The 24,646-nt window shown below is 44.9% G+C and carries 12 protein-coding genes; 10 read left to right on the top strand and 2 right to left on the bottom strand.

The annotated features are described in order from the left end of the window. The first annotated feature begins 402 nt into the window (after positions 1 to 402). Positions 403 to 6,237 (top strand): hypothetical protein, encoded by a 5,835-nt coding sequence (locus tag ABDW02_RS01230; protein ID WP_343631335.1) that lies wholly within the window; start codon positions 403 to 405, stop codon positions 6,235 to 6,237. Positions 6,238 to 6,247: 10 nt separating this feature from the next. Then, positions 6,248 to 12,505 (top strand): hypothetical protein, encoded by a 6,258-nt coding sequence (locus ABDW02_RS01225; RefSeq protein ID WP_343631333.1) that lies wholly within the window; start codon positions 6,248 to 6,250, stop codon positions 12,503 to 12,505. Between the two features lie 33 nt (positions 12,506 to 12,538). On the opposite strand, the gene ABDW02_RS01220 is transcribed toward ABDW02_RS01225, so the two are convergent. Next, positions 12,539 to 13,462 carry a lipid A deacylase LpxR family protein gene (locus ABDW02_RS01220; RefSeq protein ID WP_343631331.1) on the bottom strand — a complete coding sequence of 308 codons (924 nt, stop codon included), beginning with the start codon at positions 13,460 to 13,462 and terminating at the stop codon, positions 12,539 to 12,541. A gap of 269 nt (positions 13,463 to 13,731) precedes the next feature. Between ABDW02_RS01220 and fumC the strand changes: the two genes are divergently transcribed. The 7 genes from fumC to ABDW02_RS01185 all read left to right on the top strand — a co-directional run bounded on the left by fumC (position 13,732) and on the right by ABDW02_RS01185 (position 19,616). Next, a complete protein-coding gene (gene fumC, locus ABDW02_RS01215; protein ID WP_343631329.1) occupies positions 13,732 to 15,120 on the top strand; it encodes a class II fumarate hydratase in 1,389 nt (462 codons plus the stop codon). 125 nt (positions 15,121 to 15,245) lie between these two features. Next, the gene (locus tag ABDW02_RS01210) at positions 15,246 to 15,836 is read left to right on the top strand and encodes a hypothetical protein (RefSeq protein WP_343631327.1); all 591 of its coding nucleotides are present in this window, start codon (positions 15,246 to 15,248) and stop codon (positions 15,834 to 15,836) included. 100 nt (positions 15,837 to 15,936) lie between these two features. Next, positions 15,937 to 16,674: an AraC family transcriptional regulator gene (locus tag ABDW02_RS01205; protein WP_343631325.1), complete on the top strand. Its 738-nt coding sequence runs from the start codon at positions 15,937 to 15,939 to the stop codon at positions 16,672 to 16,674. Positions 16,675 to 16,718: 44 nt separating this feature from the next. Then, positions 16,719 to 17,663, top strand: a complete 945-nt coding sequence (locus tag ABDW02_RS01200; RefSeq protein ID WP_343631323.1) for an NADP-dependent oxidoreductase — start codon at positions 16,719 to 16,721, stop codon at positions 17,661 to 17,663. A gap of 115 nt (positions 17,664 to 17,778) precedes the next feature. After that, complete coding sequence (locus ABDW02_RS01195; protein WP_343631321.1) at positions 17,779 to 18,390, top strand: cupin domain-containing protein; 612 nt, start codon at positions 17,779 to 17,781, stop codon at positions 18,388 to 18,390. Between the two features lie 24 nt (positions 18,391 to 18,414). Further along, positions 18,415 to 19,404 carry a zinc-binding dehydrogenase gene (locus ABDW02_RS01190; protein ID WP_343631320.1) on the top strand — a complete coding sequence of 330 codons (990 nt, stop codon included), beginning with the start codon at positions 18,415 to 18,417 and terminating at the stop codon, positions 19,402 to 19,404. Further along, positions 19,404 to 19,616, top strand: coding sequence for a helix-turn-helix transcriptional regulator (locus ABDW02_RS01185; RefSeq protein WP_343631318.1), 213 nt, complete (start codon positions 19,404 to 19,406; stop codon positions 19,614 to 19,616). The genes ABDW02_RS01190 and ABDW02_RS01185 overlap by 1 nt, the downstream gene beginning before the upstream one ends. A gap of 47 nt (positions 19,617 to 19,663) precedes the next feature. On the opposite strand, the gene ABDW02_RS01180 is transcribed toward ABDW02_RS01185, so the two are convergent. Then, complete coding sequence (locus ABDW02_RS01180; RefSeq protein WP_343631316.1) at positions 19,664 to 22,549, bottom strand: outer membrane beta-barrel protein; 2,886 nt, start codon at positions 22,547 to 22,549, stop codon at positions 19,664 to 19,666. An 849-nt stretch (positions 22,550 to 23,398) separates the two neighbouring features. On the opposite strand from ABDW02_RS01180, the gene ABDW02_RS01175 reads away from it, so the two are divergent. Beyond that, positions 23,399 to 24,646 carry a hypothetical protein gene (locus tag ABDW02_RS01175; protein ID WP_343631314.1) on the top strand — a complete coding sequence of 416 codons (1,248 nt, stop codon included), beginning with the start codon at positions 23,399 to 23,401 and terminating at the stop codon, positions 24,644 to 24,646.

Below are 24,646 nucleotides of genomic sequence, written 5' to 3'. Positions count from 1 at the left end.
AATTTTTATCCTTCCATAACCGATCTTGTATCCCTTGACCAAATACCTTTAAAATTTGGTGACTTCGATTCAAATATATTTGGATTTTTAGATCACATTTTTTACAAGGATCTTCAAGTACAAAAAAACCAAAATGGTGATCTAGCTTTTTACTCTTTGAAATTGGTTACCTTCAACCCTATCTCAGTTGAAATACCAGGTACAAATGGTTTAGCTCTTATCTTAAACCCTTCATCAACAGGGCAAACAACAGAATTTCCAGTTCAATTTAATTACTCTTGGGAAGTCTTAAAATATATTAAGGATTTTAACACAGCTAGTTTTTCGAGCAATCCGAGCGCCTATTATGAACTTTTTTTAGATGTTTTAAATATTTCGGCAGAAGATTTCTTAAACGAAGCAGTGACTATTTTTTCGGATTCAATTACCCCGTTTCAAACATTTGTTTCTGATTTTAATACCCGGTATCCAACAACTACACTCAATATCTCTGATTACTCCGATATTGGACAAGTGATCAATGATATCCTGGAACAGTTATCAAATAATAACCTGGATCTGTATGAAATCATTTTTAATGATTTCATCTCCATAAATGGTATTGGAGAAATTATCGATCGAATTAAAGCGCTGTTTCAAAAATGGTTTGGGGAATTCGATTTATCTGAATTAGCGAATCGTTTATTATTTCCCAAATTTGGCTTTTCACTGGAAGATATAACATTAGGAATACAATTCCCCGAAAATATCTTTAAACCGGTAGATACAGCAACACATGGACCTAAAACAATTTTAACCTGTGATGTCGGAAGCATTGTGTACGATACTGAAAATAACTTTGAATTCAATTTAAGTCCTAATCCCAACATCGACTTCCCCAAATCCTTCATCCTAGGCACGAAATTCACCTTAGAACTCGATGACCTCAAACTCGACCTCTCCCGCACCAAAAATATTCCGGAGGCAATAGCTGATGGCCGGCCGGATGATTTTATCGGGGTGTATATTAAGAATGGAACTATCGGTTTTCCTGCCGACTGGGGGCATAATTCAGGTACTACACCTTCAACGGGAGAATTGTATGTAGACAATTTATTGGCTGGGACCGGTGGTATTTCGGGAACGATTGGTTTAAGAGCCTTAACTGCCGGTGATCCTGCTCCGTTGATCCAGCTTAAATTCGGTAGCGGATTTGAGGTCGAACTGGATACGTTTTCCATGACTTTCCAGCAGAATGCGATCACGGAATCCGATATCAAAGGAGCCATGACCATTCCGGGATTCAAAGATCCATCCGGGAATCCGGCGAAGATCTTTATCGATATCCACATTGCGCAGAATGGCGAGTTCGACATCACAGCTTCCGTCAACCAGGCCATTCCGGTATTGACTATTCCGAATGTATTCGCGTTTGATGTGAAGAGCCTTTTCTTCGGAAAACATGAAGACGGGCGGTTTTATGCGGGTTGTTCGGGCGATATCGACTTCCTGCTGCAGCCGCCTATCGGGAAGTTTTTGCCGGATAAGATCGATATCAACAAGCTGATCATTTACGATGATGGTAAATTTGAGATCGAAGGTGGTTCCATCCATTTGCCGAAAGCATTCGAATTGAAAATGGGACCGGCCAAAATTGCGATCACTGCAATTCACCTGGGGTCCTTCGAAAAAGACGACAGAAAATACAAATACTTCGGGTTCGACGGTGGCGTGAGTGCAAATCCGGGCGGTTTCAATGCCAATGGAAAGGGGATTAAGTATTACTACACCGTGGATGGCCCGTTCAATTCCAATCATAAATTCGAATGGTTTATCCGGTTGGAAAGCCTGGCCATTGATATCATCATTCCGGGAAGTGCGAAACCGGAAGACGCCGCTGTGATCATTAAAGGATTCTTGTCCATGAAGGATCCTAAAATCCCACCGAATGCATCCCCGGCCCTGGTAGAAGTACTGAAAAACAGTACGGAATACGCCGGAGGTGTCTATGTGTCCATTCCGAAATTCAAAGGTTTGGAAGCGAGTGCATCCATGCGCATGAACCCGAAAGTACCGGCATTTATTGTCGACCTGGGAATTGAGATCTCTACCCCTATCCTGCTCGGAACAACCGGGCTTGGAATTTATGGTTTCCGGGCACTGTTCGGTAAGAAATACGTGGCCGACAAGTTTGCAGCCGATCTTCCTGCAGATGCAGAATGGTGGCAATACTACAAGGCCAAAATAGACCCGGATTTCAAAGAAGGAATCCAAACGTCCAAGTTCCTGATCAAGGACGGATTTAGTTTCGGAGCGGGTGTTTCATTGGCTACATCAAGCGATGCCGGAAAAACCTTTTCTTCGAAATTATTCTTCCTCCTTTCTTTGCCGGATGTATTCCTGTTCCAGGGCCAGGCACAATTCCTGAAAGACCGGATTAAGCTGGACGCCAATCCCGATCCGCCATTCTTTGCCATTATTGCCATTACCAAACATTCCATCGAGGCCGGATTCGGAATCAATTACAAAATGCCGGATACCGGTCCTAAAACGGGGAAAGTTGTGACTGTTGACGGTGTTACAGAACTTGGCTTCTTCTTTGGAAACTCGGCAGCATGGTACTTCAACATTGGTCGTGAATCACCGGATTCTTACCGCATTCAGGCGCGTGTACTCGACATCCTGAACATGTACTTCTACTTCATGATCTCGAACAGCGGAATTCGCGCGGGAGCAGGTGTGAGTTTTGCCCTGAAGAAATCATTCGGACCGTTGAAAGCCGAACTTTCCGCCTACCTGGATACCAAGGGACGAATTGCTTTCCGACCGAAACAGATCGGTGGTGCGATTCAGCTAGGTGGTACGGTTTCCCTGAAATGCTGCGGACTCGGATTCAGTGTTTCCGGTGCTGCCACATTAGCAGCCGAAGCTCCTAAACCGCATATCATTACCGGGGAATTTGAAGTTTGTGTGCAGGTACTGAAAAAGAAACGATGTGCACACTTTGAGTTTACCTGGAATTACGACAGCAACCTGGACAATTCGCGAAATCCCGTGCTTGGAAATGTTCCGGAAGGATCGAATTCAACCGAAGCAAGTGATCTGAACAAAATTGCGAAGTCCAATCACATGGTTACGGGCGAAACGTTGAACCTGGATGCAAGAATATTGTACGATGGTCCGGGAAATGCTCCTGCGACGCCACTTCCACATCCTGGTGACGGCGGCTGGATAGAAAGTCTTGAACTGGATGATTTCCGTGTGCCGGTGGATACGTTTATTGACATTGAATTCAAAAAAGGACTGAACGTAACAGGAACAGGTGGAAACCTGGAGAAGCTGGGTGGAATCTCCAGTCCGAGCGAATACATTGATTATGTGCCGCCGCAAAAAGGGAAATCCGACCGGGTAAGGCACGAGTACTTCTTTGAAAGTATTGAAATCAAGTACTGGGACGAAAATGCGGCCGTTCCGAAATGGGAGGACTACGATTTCTACAATGCACTGCTTCCGATGTTCCCGAATACACCGAATACGGTGGGTGCGCTGATTGACCCAACAACCCTGCAAAATATGAAGTGGGGATACTGGCAGCAGCAAAAACCGGGTTACAATAACAAATTGCGTTTGTTAGCGACTTCTCCGCTTTCCTACGCGGCGAAAACGGGTTCTCTTCCGGTAGAAAACCTGGGGATAACCTCCTCTACAATTTTCTGTCCCGGAGATGAGATTAAAAAAACCTGTATCACGTTCGACAACGACCAGGTCTACCACGAGTTCTCTGCCGGCGATCTCAACAGCTATAAAGGAATCATGTTCCGGTTAACCAGCAATGGCATCGTTCTTCCGCTTCCTTACCAGGGAGTTCCGAACGCTTTGGCTATTCAACCGGGAGAAAGCCTGGAAGTATTCTTCTCCGAACCGATGCGCAAAGTGTTCATGCTTCTGAATTCTGCCGCTCCGAATGTAGAGATCGAATATTACGAGAAAAAAACGATTGTGGACGGATCAGATGAGCCGGTATTGAACGGCGGTTTACCGTCTTACGAATACGAGTTGATCGAATCGCTGACTTATTTTTCCGGGGATTGGGCTAGTGAAATCGAATATGAACACCCGGTATCATCGGTAGATTACATCAAAATCACCAGTGTAAGCTGTTACAAAGAAGATGATACGACCAGGAACATTACCTGTTTAAATACGACCGAATCAACGACGGACTTGTTGAATAAACTGAAACTGTTCTTCAATACACTGATTTCCCACAATCACTTCACACACACCCAGGAACTGGATCATGTAACATACACCAATGTGTATATGGGAACCCGCTTGTATTCGAACCAGAACTATGCGGAAACCACGGTTACTTTGACCCAGGGTTACATTTCCGGGTCGCGGCTGTTGTGGACCATTTCCGATGACCGCGGATACCGTTGCGATTATGCTTTCAGGCCGCTTGTTTTTGAAGCAGGATTTGATTTCAATAACATTTTGAGTATACAAAGCATTCTGCCTTATACAACCGGGGCTACTGCAGGAATCAATTACAACTTTATCATGAAAGTACGGATCCTAATCAATGGTGCAGAACGCATTGTTGACGTGATCGGAAGATCCTGCCTGCCGATGTCCTATTGTTTTGATAGTTGCAGCACCGGTTTGTACCGCATTTGTTATCTGAGTCACGAGAGCAGCCTGATCAATTCAACCGTTCCGACTTCATCCCAGCAAAGTGCCAATAACCAAACTTTGTTAGACACGATCAATAAAACCCTGCAACCTATCTGGCGCCCGAATACGATCTACGCTATCCGGGTAAAAACTTCCGACCGCTTGTTCCGTGAAAACGGATCTGCTTCCATGGGCTCTTACTCGCTGGACATGGCTTATGGTTTCAGAACCGGCGGTCCGATCGGCCATTACCACAATTACCCGGTCAATAACAGTTCGGGAGCGACAGATCCTCAAAAGGAACGGGAAGATTATGCTGCTTTGGAGCTAAAAGACAGGGAGGATGATTTCAAATTGTCTTCCCTGAAATACTACATCGACTATGATAAATGCTATCCGAACGCCGATGGTGATATTCACAATGCCAAACCATTGTTTTATGTCGGTGCTGAATTGAGATTGTTCTACCTCTACAACTACGTGTATGAATTCTATTCCAATTGGGTGGATTACAAACACGTAACCGGTTCAAACGTTCCATTAATTGCCAAATCCGCATTGGATGTATTGATCCGTGACCCGGAAGATTCAGGCATTCCGGAGGTAAATCCTCAGCTTAGCTTTGTGGGCAACAGCATTCCGCATCTTAGCGCGCTGAATACTCCGCCTGTTAATATCAATAGTATTAACAACGACGTGATGACGCTCAACAACCTGATGATCAACGGAAATCCATGTGTGAGCTATACGCCGCTGACACCGATTGATGTCTCTACTAAAAAGGTACTGGACCTGAAACCGCTTAAGTTGTACACTGCTCAGTTTATTGCTAAATATAATCCGAAAATAGGCGGAGCTTTTGCTGCTAAGGATTATGAGTCCGTAGTACACAGTTATGTTTTCCAGACATCGCGTTACGCGAATTTCGGGGAGCAGGTAAACAGTTACATCCTGAAGAAGGATATTAACGACATCATTTTGAATGAGGCGGTGTTTGTGATCCATGCAGAGAAAGCAGGTATCCCCACACCTCAAATTGATCTCAATCTTGCAAAACACGTGCTCACCAATAATTTACCGATGATTCCGGATTTATTGGTGCAACAGTATGCCGACCAGTTTGACCGCTTAATGAACGGAGTTTTCCACATCGATTACAACAAACTGCACGGTGTGGTTTCCACGGAGTTCAATATCATTCGTCACCCGGATACAGACAAAGTTCTGGGAATTTTGATCCGCAACCCGGAACCGTTCAATGATCCGAAATTGCCGAAAGCAGATCCGAACCTTTCCAGTACGGAACCTACCGAAACACTGGAAGTTCGTCAATGGGCGGGCACCAGGATGGCATCCCTGGGGAATGCTTCTGATTTCTATGTCATCCATTCGAAAGACCGGTCAAAAATGTTTGTCACCGGCCGGAACCTGAATTTCGACATGGATGCATTTGCAACTTACCAGTTTACATTTACATACAAGCTGTATAACGGAATCACTTACGCAACCGTAAGTTCCGTAGTCGTTGATATCAACTTAAGCTCATACACGCAACCAAACTCTAACATTATTAACATTTAAACCTACGATCATGTCAAAAGTTGATATTATCACGAATCCTCTTTTTCAAACACCATATGCCTATTTACAGGCCGCAGGTTCCGACGGTTCCGACCATACACTTCCTGGAGTGCATCTTCGCTGGGATTTCCTGAAAGTTTTGGGAGATAAACACCTGGCGAAAGGAAATTACACCCTTTCAGATCCTTATCAATCTTCGCTTGGATTCAACCGGGAAAACGATTTCATTAAAATCTACCGGACCACTTTCAGGAAGGATTACTACCTCTCGGTCGACTTCAAAAAGGATGTACCGGAAGAACGGATTACCGGCAATAAGCGGGAATGGCATTTCAGTACATCCGTAACTAACCTGCCGGGCCAAAGTGCAGAAGTAATCATAAGGTTCATGGACGCACTTCTTTACGATTTGGCAAAAGCTGCCGCGGGGAGCCTTCATCTTACTCAAATCCTAAATGCCTATACCGGCATCGTTGAAGTGGAAACTCCCGGTAAACTGTCTTTTTTAGTAGAATACGGGATTATTTTAACGGCGGAATCAGCGGGATACCTGCGAGTAGAGTCTGTGACTTTGCCGGATTCCGGTGACACAGCCAACAAACAGGTTTCCTGCCGGAAAAAATTCACTGTGATGGGAACAACCAAAGTATCCTGTGAAAACATCCAGTACACCCGTTTTGATTATGCGAATGCCCAATGGTATGATCTCCGGATTTACTGCTACGAATACTTCATCGAAGGGGTAAACAACGAAGCAGAAGAAGGAAATTGGGAGTTGATTGATCGGTTTTCATTAACCACCGATAACGACCTGGCAGAAAAACGGTTTGAGTTCAATACGATGAACGAAGCGGCCCTGTTCTGGCCCAAATTCAATGAGGACGATCAAAGTACCCGGGAATTCACCGTAAATGAAACGAATTACTGGAACAGGTGGTCACGGCCAGGCTACTCATTTGATCCGATCTATGAAAGCTCCAATGACCCGGAAGGCCTGCAGCATTTTGTGCATACCTACATGAAACTGAGTACAACGGATGAACGCGCTTTGGTAGCCATTCCATCCGATATCCCGGATGATCCGTCTACCCAGGACATCAGTTACGTGGACATGATCCGGTTGATGTCACTTGATTATCACATCGCACGTGTATTGGGTTTAGGACACCTGGATGTTCATCCGAAGGAAAATGAGAGGTACGTTTACTGTTTCGAGTACCTCACTTATACAGGACTTGAAGCACCGCATACCGATGAACAGGGAAGAGCGCATTTATACATGACCTGCCCTATCGGCAAAACCGATTACAAGCTTCCGGCTGCTCCAACTTTAACTCCGTTGACTTACGGCATTTCTGTTCCCAACGGAACTTCGCAACCGACTTTACTGACCGATGCACAGGGATATGCACCTTTCGGGAATATACGTTTCATCAATATCAATCGCGGCCCCTACAATTTTGAAAAGCCTTTCGGTCCTTTTTACATTGAGCCCACGGAATTTTGTTTATGCGATGAAACACAGCCGATTGCTTATGGTTTGGAATACAAGGAAATCAATGAAGCGGGTTATCGAAAACCGGAAATCAGTCATGACAACGACTACAGGGATCTGGCCAACACCCCGGAAACAATGCCTATCCTGGAAGGCGGAACTCCCCAAATTTATACGCATCAGGAAACAGAAGAAGGAGTTCACGAGTACAGTGCTTATGCAATCAACTGGTTTTCGCGGGTTTCACCTCTGAGCAATACACTTTCGGCTACCACAACTTTTCCGGTGCAAACCAATTTATTGCCTCCGTTTAATTTTGCCGTACAATTGATCCAGGATGAAGATCCTGCCGAAGCAGTGATTGCCGACAAAACACTTATTCTCACCACTCCCGCAGAGCAGCAGCTTCTGGCATCCGTATCCACACCGGATAAAACACTGGTAAGAACTACATTTGACTGGAACCATGTGCATCATCATGCACATCAGTATGCGGATTATGCCGAAATGTTTTTCCGCAGACAGGAACCACTTGTGATTAAAGGGAAAATCAGTTCCGTGGTAACGCTGCCGGGAAACAGAGCCCAGATTACCACAACGAGTTATCAAATTACGAGTACGTTCCCGGCCACAACCGTTTCACCGGTTATTTCTCCGACTGATACCCCGAAATTTGCCGGAGCTTTTTTCAATAACGGGCAAGATAATTTCGTCATTGAAAACGTTATTTCCGGTGGTGCAAATCCGACTTTTGTGGTAAAACAGATCAAAGCAGTGACCGCAATGGCACCTGATCCGACTAACCAAAACCAATTCGTATCCAATGAAACATTCAAATCACCGGCTGTAGGCCAATTGTTCTTTGCCGTGGAAAACATGGGCGATCCGGGCAACTGGAATTTAAAACACAGCCGCAGGGTATATCTCGAAAAATTCTATAACAATGCCAAAATAACCCTGCGCACATCACCTACGCGAAAAGTCGTATTCGATATCAAAGAAGTAAACCTGGTTTCGGGCGATACCTTCGTGGATGTTGTGCAACCGATCACTAACACTTCGCCGGGAGGCCTTACGCTGGAATATGCTGTAAAGTATAAAATCACTTCAGTCGTAGTTTCTCCTTTTGCTTCGTCTTCCTATTTTGCATTTAATGGAAATTCCCTGGCCGATTTCATGCCGGGAACTACGTTCCGGGTATTTGGAAGTAAGCTCAAAGATCAGTTATACACCGTCCAGTCGAGCATATTTACACTTGGCGAAACCAGAGTGGTGGTGGCTAATATACCGAGTAATACAGTTGATGGTATCATTGAAGTGGTGGTAACGAGAAATATATCCATTATCGACCAACTCACCAATACCTTTGTTATTTCAGGAGATGTAACTGCAGAGATAAACCTGGCGCATTGTGAATACCACACCGAAACGGACGGCAGTATTTCCCGTTTTGTTGCAGGCGGAATCTATGATTTGGCAAGCTTTACTCCTTTGCTGACTTCCAATCCCAATCCATCAACTATAGAAGGTACAGGGTTCATCCAGCTGGATTTCCAGAATTACGATCTGCAGCCACACCCGGATACGGAAATATCCTGGTACAAAGGGACGGTGAGACTAAGAGATGTATCGAACACCATGCAGGTTTATCCGGTAAGTTTTATCGGAGATTTGGCCAATACCGGAACCGGTCATTTATCCGTCATTATCCAGGATCCCGGTTTTGTTCCCAAAAGTGAACCGACCAACAACACCGGAGCAGATATTTACACATTGGATCTGAATGTTGCCCAGGAAGTCAATTATCATCCGTCTTATAAACTCTATATCACAGCAGATGACGGATTGAATCCTGTTACCGGAGCGCCGATTGCTCCCAACACCATCAATTTTGACAGTTCTGAAATCCTGCCTGTATTCACGGATCCGAATGAAGGAAACCGGCAAACATACATGTGTATCCGCTCTTACGACGTTAAAAATGATTACGAATCATTCCTGTCTAGTCCGGTGGTATTGCTGGCTCAAAAAATTTCCGTTCCGCTTCCACCGGCCAAGCCTACAGGACCGTTGTATGCGACACGTCCGGATTTTTACGGGAAAGGAACCTATACTTTCGATACGAAACTGGACACCACCAACGGAAGAGTTCCCTACAGCGTAGTCTTTTACAAAGCCAGTGAAGACCGGCTTCTTGATATTCTTTACACCAAGAGCACGCAAACAGCGATCTGGAACGACCTGGATGCGTTAACCGATCCGAAGGCGAAATACGATCCTTTATTGTGGGAAATCCTGTTTAAAGGAGAAAACGGTGGCGGATCGAACCCCGGATTTGTGACTTATACCACCAGCGCAGGTTCGTTTACCTGGCCACTACCCGATAATCCGGATTTTTACCTTTCATACTTATCCAATAAGGCATTCGGGACTACCAATCCCCCTCCGAACGGAAAATTTGTTTATCCCTTTGATGCTTCCTTTAATTTTGCGCTGCACCAAACTTTTACCGTTTATGGAAAACCACTGACAGCAAAAGCCATTTTAAAGAGCGCAATACAAGATGCCTTTATCCCGCTGAATGAACAACCGCCTTTGTACAATTATCTGAAAACAGGTAAGCAGACATCTGCCGTAAAAGCAAAAATGCGTGACAACTTCGGAAATCTTTTGGATCCTCAGACCAATGATATTTTCCCGATGATCCGGAAATACACCAATGGTTCAGATACTTATCTGAGATATACGGATTACACGCTTGACGGCGCATCCAAAAGTTTGTATTTCTACCGGGCACTGGAAATGGATGACAAATTCAAGTTCAGTGATTCCAGTTTGCCGGTTGGTCCGGTATTGATGGTCAATGCAGCGCATCCGCTGAAACCACAGATCAAAAAACTGGTTACCCGTTTACGCGACGATATTCAAAGCATTCCGTCATCCATTGCCATTGAGCTCAATGATTATCCGGAAATCGAAAAAATTTCGAAAATGGAAATTTACCGGGCATTCAATGAAACGGACGCCTTAAGTATCCGAACGATGAAAAAAGCGAAATCCCTGAATTGGGGAGATCCGTTCATTGATGATTTTACCGACCTGACATTCCCTCCTTATGGAGAAGAATTGCATTACCGGTTAGTAGCCATCCGTGAAATAGAGGATGTGGAAGATGTTATTTTAGCGCCTCAGCTAAATCCGGCAACTCCTATTCCAACCGTTATTGTAGACCTTCCTTCACTGCCTTCCAATGTGGCAAAAACACTCATTGTGGATGTGGTAAATCCACCGGCACCGGTATTGACTTCTCAAAACGGGTATTCAACACCGACAGAGCTTCAGCACGTAATCCTGAAGTGGAAACCGACCTGTTACAACGGTACGTATCGTTTACAAAAGCTCAACGAAAGCGGAAACTGGGTTGAATTTTACAGTACCAAGGTTACATCAACCGACATGCAGTACCCGCCTACCTTTCCGTTATCAGGTCCTGACTTTACCGGATACCCGGAAACAGTACTTTTACCACGGGTAGATGCAGACGGCAATCCGATTTATCACCGTTACCGTGTCCAGGTAGAAAATTCCTCCGGGCTCTTTAACTTGTCGGAGTTTGAACTGACCCTGGCCAAGGGAGCTTCCGACCTGCAGGAAATCGACAGTGTTCTCAGCTATGACGATGGAAACGGCAATAGTTTGTCCGTATTGAATTCGGCCTCCTTTATTTCGGGGGCCAGCCAGCCGGATTACATGACCTTTACACATTTAAACGGGCCATTGCCTGCCGGGCATAACAGCTTTGTGAAAATAGAAATCACCGTAACGGATGATTTGGGGAACAGTCATATGCAAACCATTACCAATGCAGGAGACCATGTGGTCTTTTATCAGGGAGACGGTGGCCTGGAACTGGACGGATCAAACCCGAACAGGACTTATACCGTTCAGACCAAATTGTTTACCGATTTTGCGGTCAACGGAGCTGTTCAACGTTTTACGATGGCTTATCTGGCCGGTCCTTGTTACGATCTGAAACAGATAACCAGCCTGGTAAAATTAGAAGATTCGACCGGCAGTGTTATTCCGCTGGTTTCCGGGAATATCAATAACGGCGTAGCCTACCCGACACAACTCAAGTTTACCGATATCGCAGATTTAGCGGCAATCGGGCAAACATTCAATCACACGGATATTACCGTTACGGACGACCTGGGGAATACCTTTACGCAAACAATCCAGGCAGCAACAGGTTCCGTGATTTTCCAGAACGGAGACGGAGGATTGGTGCTGGATAACTCAAATCCGAGCAGAAATTACACAGTCAATGTGAAATTGATTAGCAACGAATGTTCTACAGGAAACGAAACCAGTTATTCGATCAGTTACACCTACACTCCATGCGATGATCTGGCATTATTGACAGGTATGGCAGCATTCGGAGACAATAATGGTACGGCTATCAACCCGCTTGCTAACCACGTCATCACTTCCGTTACTCATCCCAATGGAAGCATTACCCTGACAGACCTGATTTCGGGAGCATTGCCTTCAGGACATACGTTTGATCACATGGATGTTATCCTGGAGGACGATTTGGGCGGTGCTTTTATAAAAACCATTTCTACGGCCGCAGGTTCAGTCACCTTTAACCAGGGAGACGGAAACCTGGTGTTGGACAACAGCAATCCGCACAGAACCTATTTTGTGACACTGGTTCTTTACACGGACCTTTGCAGCAGCGGAAGAAGTTATACATTTACCGTTAAATATTAACGCGCCGGGCGTCCTGACTTAGCCGGGACGCCCTTACTGATTATCCCAAAGGATATAACCGATCGATATCCCGCCCCACATGTGATTCATGGCATATTTGAACAACCGGGACTGGTAATGGAAATGGGCGGTGGCATAAAATGGTTTGTATCTCAGGTAAATCCCGATCTGCTGTTCCGAAACGAATCGCTCGATCGAACCGGCAGGTATGGCCGCTTTACTCGGTTTTACAAAAATGGCTCCCTGCAAGGTTCCGTCGTATGCGACGATCCGTAATTCGGGGGTGTAATACAGGTAAAACTGCCGCCGATTCCCGATGTATCCCAGTTTCAATCCGCCACGAATACGCATGTCATTCGTTAAGTTCCCGATCGTTAGCAGATCGCCTACTTCCATGCGCAGCCATCTGCTCCGGGTGAAAAACAATTTCGTGTACCCGATATTCATGTCGAGAATAAACCCTGTATTCAGCTGGTATTCCCATCCCTTCGGCTTGGGGCTGTTGATCCATTTGTGGACGGTCTTCTGGGTGTATTCCCCGAAAGCAGGTTTCCCGATAAAGCCTGCAAAAAAGCTCCAGTTCAAGGTATAGTGCCTGCTTAGGCTCCTTGAAAAAAACTGTGCGCCGTAAGTAATCGTTGCTGCGTAAGGTCGGTCGCCGGTTAAAAAAGTATCCGACTGAATGGTGGAAGGTGTGTATCCCCTTTGATCAACTCCTGTTTTCAGCGTCCGGTGTAAATTTGGAACCGGCAGGAAAAACGGATTGAGCCACTTCAAATCCAGGTTGTGATTTTCATATTGTAAGAAAATTCCCTGGGAGTAATACCGGTCGCTTGCCGTGAAAATATCGTTTTCCCAGGTGAGGTGAAAAGATTGATATGCATAAAGAGAATCTGCCAACTGCGCGAACCCTGCAAACTGAACCAACAAAAACACCAAACTTATGCGTATACCCATGTCCTGACTTTTTTAAGTCTTGAAAGCAGGATTCTCTGGCTGGTAAACCAAATAAGTACCTATTAAGATACGGACTTAATAGTTTGTATCAAAAGAGCTTTAGGGATTTTTAAGATAACCAGTACCAATGAAATGGTTTAAAAAGTTCACACTTCGACTGCGCTCAGTGTACTTTGAGTTTAAATTTTCCCAAAAATCACTCAAAAAAGCGATTATTCCGTAATTTAACGGGTGCTAATTTTAGCCCGATAAACAGCAATTAAAACACCATGGAATACCGCATTGAAAAAGATACAATGGGCGAAGTAAAAGTACCGGCACAAGCTTACTGGGGCGCCCAAACCGAACGAAGTATTGAAAACTTCCAAATTGCACAGGACATCAACAAGATGCCCAAAGAAATCATCCGCGCATTCGCCTACCTGAAAAAAGCAGCGGCTTTGACTAACCTGGATGCAGGTGTGCTTTCGAAAGAAAAATCAGACCTCATCGGCCAGGTAGCGGACGAGATCCTTGCAGGAAAACTGGATGATCAATTTCCTTTGGTTATCTGGCAAACCGGCAGCGGAACACAAAGCAACATGAACGTAAACGAAGTCATTGCTTACCGAGCACATGTGATCAACGGCGGAGCTTTAACCGACAAGGAAAAAGTTCTGCATCCCAATGACGATGTTAACAAATCGCAGTCTTCCAACGATACATTCCCGACTGCCATGCACATTGCCGCGTACCAGATCCTGATCGAAAAAACGATCCCGGGAATTGAAAAACTGCGCGACACCCTGGCTCAAAAAAGCAAGGACTACATGCACGTGGTGAAGATCGGACGCACACATTTTATGGACGCAACTCCGCTTACGTTAGGACAGGAAATCAGCGGATATGTGAGCCAGCTCAACCACGGATTGAAAGCTATTAAAAACACGCTGGCGCATTTGAGCGAACTGGCTCTGGGCGGAACAGCCGTAGGAACAGGGATCAACACGCCTCCGGGCTATTCGGAAAACGTAGCGAAACACATTGCGAACTTAACGGGCTTGCCATTCATCACTGCGGAAAACAAATTCGAAGCACTGGCGGCACACGACGCAATCGTTGAGGCACACGGAGCATTGAAAACCGTTGCAGTGAGCCTGATGAAAATCGCCAACGACGTGCGTATGCTCTCTTCCGGACCACGAAGCGGGATCGGGGAAATCCATATTCCGGACAACGAACCTGGGTCTTCCATCATGCCGGGAAAAGTAAACCCTACGCAGTGTGAAGCCCTGACAATGATCGCAGCACAGGTGATGGGCAACGACGTAGCCATCAATATCGGCGGGGCAAACGGGCATTTCGAACTGAATGTTTTCAAGCCGGTCATGATTGCCAATTTCCTGCATTCTGCCAGACTGATCGCTGACGGATGTGTTTCCTTTAACGATAAGTGCGCGGTGGGAATCGAACCGATTACAGCAAACATCAAAAAACATGTCGACAACAGCCTGATGCTGGTAACGGCTTTGAACACGAAGATCGGTTATTACAAAGCAGCTGAGATTGCGCAAAAAGCACATGCAGAAGGAACGACCCTGAAAGAAATGGCTGTGAAACTGGGCTATTTAACCGCTGAGGAGTTTGATCAGTGGGTGATTCCGGAGAAAATGGTTTAACGAATGTCGTATTCACAATTGCCAATTGCCAATTGCGAATTATAACGATACTATCGAATCATAATCAGTAGGGACGTAACATTTTATGTCTCTACTGATCGGTATTTATACTATTTTGGCTGATCATGGAACAACCGCTTAAAATACTTTCACCGCTTAAACGGATGCCTTTTACACTTGCAGTTTTCATGCGACTGCTGGTTTTGATCCCGATTTTTTGCATGTCTGTTCTGATGATAGCTACAGGCATCATGGGTATACAAAAGGATCATAATCCGGAACTTTCAACTTTCATTTTCGGAATCGTAGTCTTTGCAATGTCTTCCTCTCTATTGGTAAACATCTTCCTTTTGAAAAAACTCCGGCTTTCCCAACTTCAATACCTCTTTTATAACGACCGATTGGTTATTTACAATCAAAAAAAACACAAAATCCTCCAGGAAGTGCTTTACGAGAACTTCCCGGCATTCAGCTTTCACGAAAACCTGAAAAACTTCGGTTACATCGTTATCGGTAAGACCGAACCCATTATCACAACCGGCGGCATCTTTGGTCAGAATATGGGCGTGAACATGAAAGATCCGGATATTATGCTGGAGAATCTGCCGGAAGTAAAGAAAGAATATCTTTTCCTAAAAGAACTGATTGAAAAGTATCAGACAACACACACATATTTAGTTGGGAAATCCAACAGTAAAGCTTTCAAAGATGGATAGACATCTGTCTATTGACCTGGTTTCAAGGTGTAGTCATACCAAGGTTACAACATGAATGATTTTTGCCCTTATATTTGATGACGGACGAAGTCATTAGCCTATGAAAACACAAACACATAACCCATTTGTTCTGGCACTGAAAGCCCGTAATCTTTCGGTGGAAATTCACAGGCATTCGGCTTACCAGATTGTATTGTCCAATGATAATCCTTTCACGTCGACCATTAACGGGAATTTGTGTGAACATATCCATGGATTTCTGATTAAACCGCAGGTTAAGCACCATTGTATTGCCGAAAAAGGAACCCTGAACATTTTGAATATCGAACCTTATTCCACTGTTGGTCTGGATCTGGCAAGCCGGTTTCAGAAGGACCAGGATTCCATTGTTTTTGGTTCTGCAGCTGAAATCAGCGATTTTTTTCAAACCGGTACAGAAAATCCGGACATCCAGCCTATCCTGTCTGCTTTACTGTCAAAAGAGGAGCCGGTTCAATACGATGAACGGGTTACCAAAATTGTGGAGTACATCAAAGCCAATTCTTTTCAGCAGGATATCACACCGCAAACATTTGCCGACATTGTTTTCCTGTCTCCCTCTCGCCTGGCTTCGCTTTTCAAACAACAAACCGGCAGCAGCCTTTCCAAGTATTTACTCTGGACAAGATTGCGCGAATCTATTTACCTGACCTTATCCGACAAGGAGAAAACACTGACCGATATTGCCTATGATTGCGGGTTTTACGACCTTCCGCAATTGAACAAATACATGTATGAAATGTTCGGGATGCCACCCAAGGCATTGAAGCACAACAGTGATTTGATACAAGTTTTCTAGCCGGGCGATCCTCAACTTTGTACTGTCATTCAAACAGTATAAAGATGAAAGCAATCGTTTATAAGCAGTTTGGGAACGCGGATGTTCTCCAAACAATCGAAGAAGCAAAACCGGTTATTCAATCCAATGAGGTTTTGATAAAAGTAAAGGCATTTTCCATTAACCCGATGGATTGGAAAATCAGAAAGGGCGAAATGAAGCTCATGTCGGGATCTAAATTTCCGAAACATACAGGAGCTGATTTTTCCGGGATCGTTGAAGAGGTTGGAAGTTCCGTAACGGGTCTTCAAAAAGGAGATGAAGTTTTCGGTACGGTGAAAAATACCATGAAAGACGGTGCATCGGCGGAATACCTGGCTGTGACCCCGGCTACTCTTTGGAAAAAACCGGCTGATATCAGTTTCACCCAGGCTGCATCCATTCCGATAGTAGGTGCCGCAGCCGCGACCGCCCTGGAGAAAATGGGGAAGATTTCTTCTCAATCCACGATTTTGGTAAACGGTGCAACCGGTGGTTTCGGGATGTTCCTGCTTCAGCTGCTGAAACAACAAAACGCACAGGTCAGTGCCGTTGCGGGCTCCAACACCCTGAAGTATGCAAAAGAATGGGGCGCCGATACGCTGATCGACTATTCCAAAGTGAATGTCCTGACTCAAAAAAACAAGTACGATATCGTGATCGATCTGTCGGGCAAAATGGGATATAAAAACGCGAAGCAAATTATGAATGCCAGCGCCTTGTTTATAAATCCTACTCCCAAGCCTATCGAAATTCCTTTATCACTTTTCAAAAACCTGTTTACCCGCAAGAAACATGTGATAGTCCTCTCTGCCCCTTCGCAGAAAAATATGGAGCTGTTGCTGGATGCCATCCGGAACGGGCTGCAGGTAGAAATCAACAAGGTATTTCCATTAGAATCCTTCAAAGAAGCCTACCAGTATGCCGAAAAAGGCGGTTTTGCGGGTAAAGTGGTCGTTGAATTTAACTAAAACGGCACAATCCAAGATTACAGAACAGTGATCTGATACAAGTTTCTCTCCGCGTGGTAACCAATCTTTGCATTACACAAGAAACAACACCAATCTATTTAAAAAACAACCAATTATGAAAACAATATTCAAACTAGGGGTCATCGGAATCATTTTTCCATTAACCGGACCCGGGGCATATGCCCAAACCAAGACAGACAGTATCCAGCAAATTCATCCAACTCATATAACTATGAAAAACAACGTCAACATCATTCATGAAAACCAGGGAAATCACATCTCTTTAGTAGGTGATACGTACCGCATCGCTATCTCCGGGAAGCAAACCAACGGAGAATATGCCATCATTGACATGCAGGTACCTCCGGGTGGCGGACCGCCCCCGCATGCACATGCTTCCATTCACGAATCGTTCTATATCCTGGAAGGGGAACTGGAATTCAGTACGGAAGAAGGGAAATTCATTGCTAAAAAGGGCGACCTGGTGACTATTCCGAAAGGCGGAGCCATACACTGTTTTAAAAACACCAGCCAGCAAATGGCTCACATGCTCTGCACGGTGGTTCCGGCCGGCCTTGACGAGTTTTTTGAAGAAGTGGGAACTCCCGTGAAAGCCGGTGAGTTTTTAGCTCCCGCTCACCCGGACGAGGAGAGCATTCAAAAAGCTATTGAAATTTCCCGGAAATATGGACAGGTGTTATATCCGCCCAACTATTTAGACAAATAATCCAATCATTCAAAAAGAATACACATGAAAGCAATTCAAGTAACGGGCAATCACACCGTTGAAATAACCGACATTCCGCAACCCACTAAAGCCAGCAAGGAGCATGTCGTTGTAAAAATGCTGGCTTTTGGAATCAACCCCGGAGATCACGCTTTTATCAACGGCGTGTTTCCCAAAGGCACGATTCCCGAGAGTAAGTATAACCTGTCAGGAGTCAGCGGTGTGGGAACCATTGTTGAAACCGGTGAAGGAGTACCAGCCGAATACCAGGGAAGAAACGTCACCATTTACCGCTCGTTGCAATTCGACGATGATACTATCGGGACCTGGAGTGAGTATTCACACCTGCATTACCTGCAATGTGCCATCATTCCCGACGGCCTGGACCCGGAAGAATATGCAGCTTCACTGGTCAATATCATTACACCCTACGGATTTTTCAAACAGGCACGCGAAGAAGGCCATCAAGGTCTGATCGCTACGGCAGGAACTTCAGCTACCGGGCTTGCTTTACTGGGGATTTGCCAGGCATCCGATTTCCCGATTATTTCCATCGTAAGAAACGAAGCGGGGAGAAAAGAACTGGAAGCATTGGGAGCAACGCATATCCTGGTACAGGACCAACCCGACTTCAAGCAGTTATTTCAGCAAAAAGCCCAGGATTTGCAGGCTACTGCGGTATTTGACGGAGTCGGCGGAGCTGTTCTGAATAACATCATTGACCTGCTGCCATTCGGTTCTACCATCTTTGCCTACGGGTGGCTGGGAGGAGGAATTCCTTTAACCTTTCATACCAGCCTTCTGATGAAGGGTCTTACAATCAGAGGTTTCAATAATTACAGAACGACAACCGTCCAAGACCCGGAAAAGTTGGAAGAAGCCCTGAGAGATATCAGCCGTTTGCTGGTCAAGCCTCATTTTAAAACCAGGATGGGTGAAAAGTTCCGGTTTGAAGCTATTCACGAGGCATTGCAACACTCCGAAGGTGCCGGAAAAACGATCGTCCGGGTTTGATGCAAAGTACTAAAATACTCGTAGGCCTGCTGGTAAAAAAACACCGGATGGAAAAGCAATTGACGCAGCAACAATTGGCGGACCTGTTACATACGGACCGCCAGTATGTTTCAAAAATTGAAACCGGGAAAATCAATTTAACGCTGGATTACCTGGATAAAATCCTTTCGTGTTTGAAATGTACGAACGACGATTTTTTTAAGCCCTGTTGATATTTTTAGGTCTGCGATTAATCGCAGACCTACGTTTTTACTATGAATCAATATGTTGGCGGGCCGAACGGCGGGCCTCCCATTCCACCTTCATGTGCCGGTTTTGTTTCTTTGGTTTCGGGAGCTTTCGTTCCGAAATTGCGCAGGTTGTAAGTGAGCGTTACCATGTAGTAACGGTTCAACACGTTCGATTTCACGTCTTCGATGTAGGATTCGGTAACGTTACGCGTAATGCTGTTGTTGTTGTTCAGGATATCGAATACGGAAACGCGCAGTTCCAGCTGTTTTTTCTTCAGGAGTTTGTAACCGATTCCACCGTTCCACAACATGATCGTTTGGTTGTAACCTGATCCCAGACCGGCATAGGCATTCACGGAATAAGTACTGTTGATCACCAGACGCTCTTTGATAATCCAGTTGAAACGGGCATTCACGTTGTGTACGAAGTATTCGTTCTGCGCCACATTCTGGCGGGTGTTTACCACGTTGTTGTAATTCAGGGTATAACCTACCGTGAAATCCAGGTTCTCGCTGATGTTGCTGGAAACGGTCAGACCTCCGTTCGCATTGGAAGTCTTCGCTTTGTTTACGACATTGTTGATCAATCCCGGTGCCACGGTATACGCTCCTCCCAGGTAGAAATTCAGATTCAGTTTCAGCTTCGTCAAGGAGAAACCATACGAGATCGTGGTGCGGGCGTTGTAGCTTCCCTGCAGGTTTACCGGTTGGCGAAATTGTGCTCCGCGCAGCAACAGGACATTCCCGTTCACGACCGTATCACTTGTTGCAATGATGGTTGCGTTCGAAATGTAGTTCTGGTTCATTTCCCCTCCGAAGAAGATGTTGAAGTTTGTAGCTTTCTGAATATTCGTGTTGTTGAAACGACCGAATACGCGGTGATTGTATTGCTGCTTCAAATCCGGGTTTCCGGAAGATAAAGACAAAGGATTCGAGTTATCGATCACGTTCTGCAACTGATCAATCGTGGGGTTACGAGTTCCGGCGCGGTAGTTCAGCATCAGGCTTCGCGATTTGGTAAAATCATACTTGAAACGTACGTTCGGCAGGATGGAATTGAAGGACAAGTTCACATCGCGATTGGTCGGGAATTCCTGCACGTTCATCAACAGTGAATTCTGGTAACTTAGTCCCAGCTGCAATCCTACTTTGTTCTTCTGAAAACGGAAATTCGTTCCTCCTTCATTCACGATCGTTTGATTCTCAAAGACATTCGAAAGGGTCGTATCCATGAAATAATAGGAATTCGTTACCGTGTCGAAATCGTAGGTGCGCTTGTCTGCATTGCTCACCGTATAGGCCGGAGCATAGTAAAACTCACTCGACCATGTTTTGCTCAACGGTTCGGTAAAGGAAAAACGTCCGTTTACCCCGTAACCATTGGTATTATTGTCTGTATGCTGATCGATTTCCGCCAGTGAATCCTGGCCGAGTTCGTCGTAGTAACGCGAGGAAGAAAGCTGTCCGTTGTCGCCTTCTTTTATGTTGTATGTACCGGTAATATTTGCCGAGAAGGTACGTCTTGGCTTTGCGAACCGGTGACGCCACAATACGCTCGTACTCGCATTCAACCCTTTGGTTTCGTTGAACGTGCGATTATTGATCTGGTTGATCAGCACATTGCTTGCATCGGCCGTAGTTCCATCTGTGGTTTGCGCTTTTTCATTTCCCTGGTAGCTCACTTTCGGGTTGATCACCAAGGAGTTCATGGAATCGAGTGCTATATCGAACTTGAAATTCAGGCGGTGATTGGCGTTTTTCATTGTTGACAGGAAGTCTTCGCTGTAAACCTGCCCGGCTGTTGTAGAGAGCACATAGGTACGGTTTGTTTGCTGGGAATTTTTCGTGTTCGATGCATTGAAGAAATAGCTTCCGGTTACTTTCGTTGTCTTGTTCTTTCCCCATTTATCGGAAAAGTTGAGGCCCAGTCCGTGAGTGGTGCTCACCCCGTTTTGCTGTGAAACCAGGTAGTTCTCGTTGTCCGGACCACCGAAACCACCTCGTCCGCCCGGACCACCCGGCCCTCCCCTGCTTTGCGAGCTTGCCGTAGAACCTGTTACTCCCAGGATATCGTCGGTGGAAAAGTTCTGCTGGTTCACGTTATTGGACATTCCCACGATGGAGAAACGCCGCGTTCCTTTGAAGAAATTCACATTGGCACCTGCCATGTACAAATCGTTGGGGGTTCCGTAACCGGCATAGATCTTCCCGAACTGGCCGTTATTCTTCCCCGCTTTCGTGACGATGTTCAGGGCTTTCGCTTCGTTCCCGTCTGAAATACCGGTAAACTTTGCCTGGTCGCTTGCCTGGTCGTAGACCTGGATCTTCGAAACGATCTCGGCCGGCAGGTTCTTCATGGCCGCTGCTGCGTCATCGCCGAAGAATTCCTGTCCGTCGATCATCACTTTGGTGATCTGTTCTCCCTGCGCTTTCACCACGCCATTTTCGAGTGTAATTCCGGGCATTTTGGTGATGAGGTCCTGCACCGTCGCATCGGGATTCGTTTTATAGGCATCCGCATTATACTGCGTGGTATCGCCTTTTTGCTCGACGCGTACCGCATTGGCTTCCACGGTTACTTCTTCGAGTTTCGTATCGGTTTTCAGGATGACATCGAGTACTGTATCTTCTTCGGGAAGCGTTACGTTCCGGAACTGGTCGACGTATTCGAAGAGGGTTGTTTTGAGGATGTAATTCCCGGGATTTAGACTGTCAAGTGTGTAGGCCCCGTTCTCGTCTGTATTGGCTGCTTTCACCACGGAGGAATCTGCCGCTGATAACAATGCTACGCGGGCATCCATGAGTTTTTCGGAGGTTTTGGAGTCGAGCACCTTCCCGGAAAGTTGTGTTTGTGAGTAGCCACCGAGGGCAAAAAGCAATGTGAGAAGTGTAACTAGTATGAAGCGAATTTGCATAAAATGGGTTTGTTTACTGCTTGGATTGTTTTGCGACCGAAAGGTTTACCGGGACAGCAAAAAAATCTGTGGGTGGTAGCAAAAATCGTGCCCTGCGGGTTCGAGAAGATTCAGGGCCGGTATTGGTTACGGAGGAACAGATTTCGGTGAACTCATTTTATTTCACGCAGATTTCACAGATTTCGGGGATGTTCAAGAGTAATTAAGTGTCCGCCTTCGGCAGACAAATGTTTAATTTCCGGCAGAGGAGCACTTCGGCATATAAATTCGGTTTATCTAATACGCATTTATGTGTAATGAATTCAGGTTTTGAAAAGGAATTGGCTGCGGGAATTTGCCCCGTTTGTTGAAGTCTTTTTGACTTTCCTATCTCTTCGGTGAGCGATGTTTGTAACGAGCAGTCATCTCTAGTAAGCCCAGTCCTGGCGGGTTTTCCTGGGCCGACCAGTTAACTTGTTAAGAATAGTGTGATTTGTTAGAGGAATAACGTTTTGATACTATACCCGTACTTGACCTATACTTGACCCGTACTTGACCCATACGGGAGGGTCGGCGGAGGGAATTTTGGGGTTGGAGGATGGGTTTTTGGAGGGTTAGAATGGTTACAGGTGTGGGAAGTTAAAGTGAGGTTCCTATCGTTTCGGATTGAAAAGGAAAAGGAAGGGATTTTAGATTCGGAAAACCACATTTTTGAGAAGTTTAAAATGTGGTAAATACTGAAAATGATGGTTACCCGGGAAGATTTCAACTAAAAATGATTGTGGGTTGAAGGGGAATTTGCATGTTTGGGGGATAAAACTGAATTGAACTATGGCATCTTCCCTATTACCGAATTAACCACTATTTAAGATGAATAACCTAACAGGAATAGATAGAGAAGTTGTTGTCTTTATCGAAAGATTGGAGAAAATTGGAAAGGAAGCAGGTAGATTTATTTATACCATGATTTTCGACTTCACCATTGATCCACAATCAAAGGAAAATTTTATCCGTCGAACAGAACTGACTTTTCCTGAGAATAAGTCAATGATAGAAATAAGTTATATTTCATTTGAAAAATATGGAACGCCCAGGGAAGGTAGCTTTTACGAGCTACCCGATGCATTAATGACGAACGTTAATTGGATTACAGTTGAAGAAGATGAAGAATTTGGAGCGACATATCTTGCTTTCAAGGCAACGTATCAAAGCCCTTTGTACTTTAATCGTGCCCTGAATTATTCACGTTATGTTCAAAATACAGATTCTCCAAATAATTTAGCATTAAATAGTTTTCTTTCAAATTTGTTTGATAAACTAACGAACAATAACATCCATATTGGTGTTTATAATGTGGGGCAGGGAAATTGGAATGAGATTTCGTTTGACGATCAACTTATTATCACCTATGATTTCGGCTCATCCTCTTCCCAGGTATTTGGAAGATTATTAAAAAGCATTATCAGAGCACGGCGGGTAAGAGAAATATTAGAAAGAATAGACAAAGCAGAAATCAGAAAAATACTAATTATCAGTCATTGGGACACCGACCACTATATTGGTATAAATTCATTAACAGATAAACAAATACAGTTATTTGAGTATTGTATTGTTCCTGCAAGAATCGAGAATGAAACTACGCGACGCGTATACAATCGATTAGTACAACATTCCCAGGTTATTCCGATAACCATGAGCGAACAAGTTGTTGGTAATGGTCAAGCCCATAGATTAACGAATATCTACGACAGCAGTGTATTAAAAATATACAAAGGAACCAAATGTTATAACAGAAATAAACGAGGATTGGTTTTGTCTATTCATTCACAAAATGATGATTTTATTTTTCCGGGAGACCACTATTATGAACAATTAATGAATTATGTACTTCCAAATTGCACTAACACTAAATTCAATTTTGTAGTTCCTCATCATGGCGGAAATGCAGGAACTTATCAATTAATTAATACTATTGATATCCCTGGAGCTTCGGATGCGGTTATTTCAGCTGGTGGAAGATACGGACATCCTTTAATAGGAATTGTTCAACACTTCACTAATTTATTTCCTGTTGTTCACGATACCTCAATTAACAATCATTATATAAAAATAATATAA

The sequence above is a fragment of the Fluviicola sp. genome, assembly GCF_039596395.1.
Lineage (GTDB): Bacteria > Bacteroidota > Bacteroidia > Flavobacteriales_D > Crocinitomicaceae > Fluviicola.
This window is presented reverse-complemented; position numbering and strand designations above follow the sequence as displayed.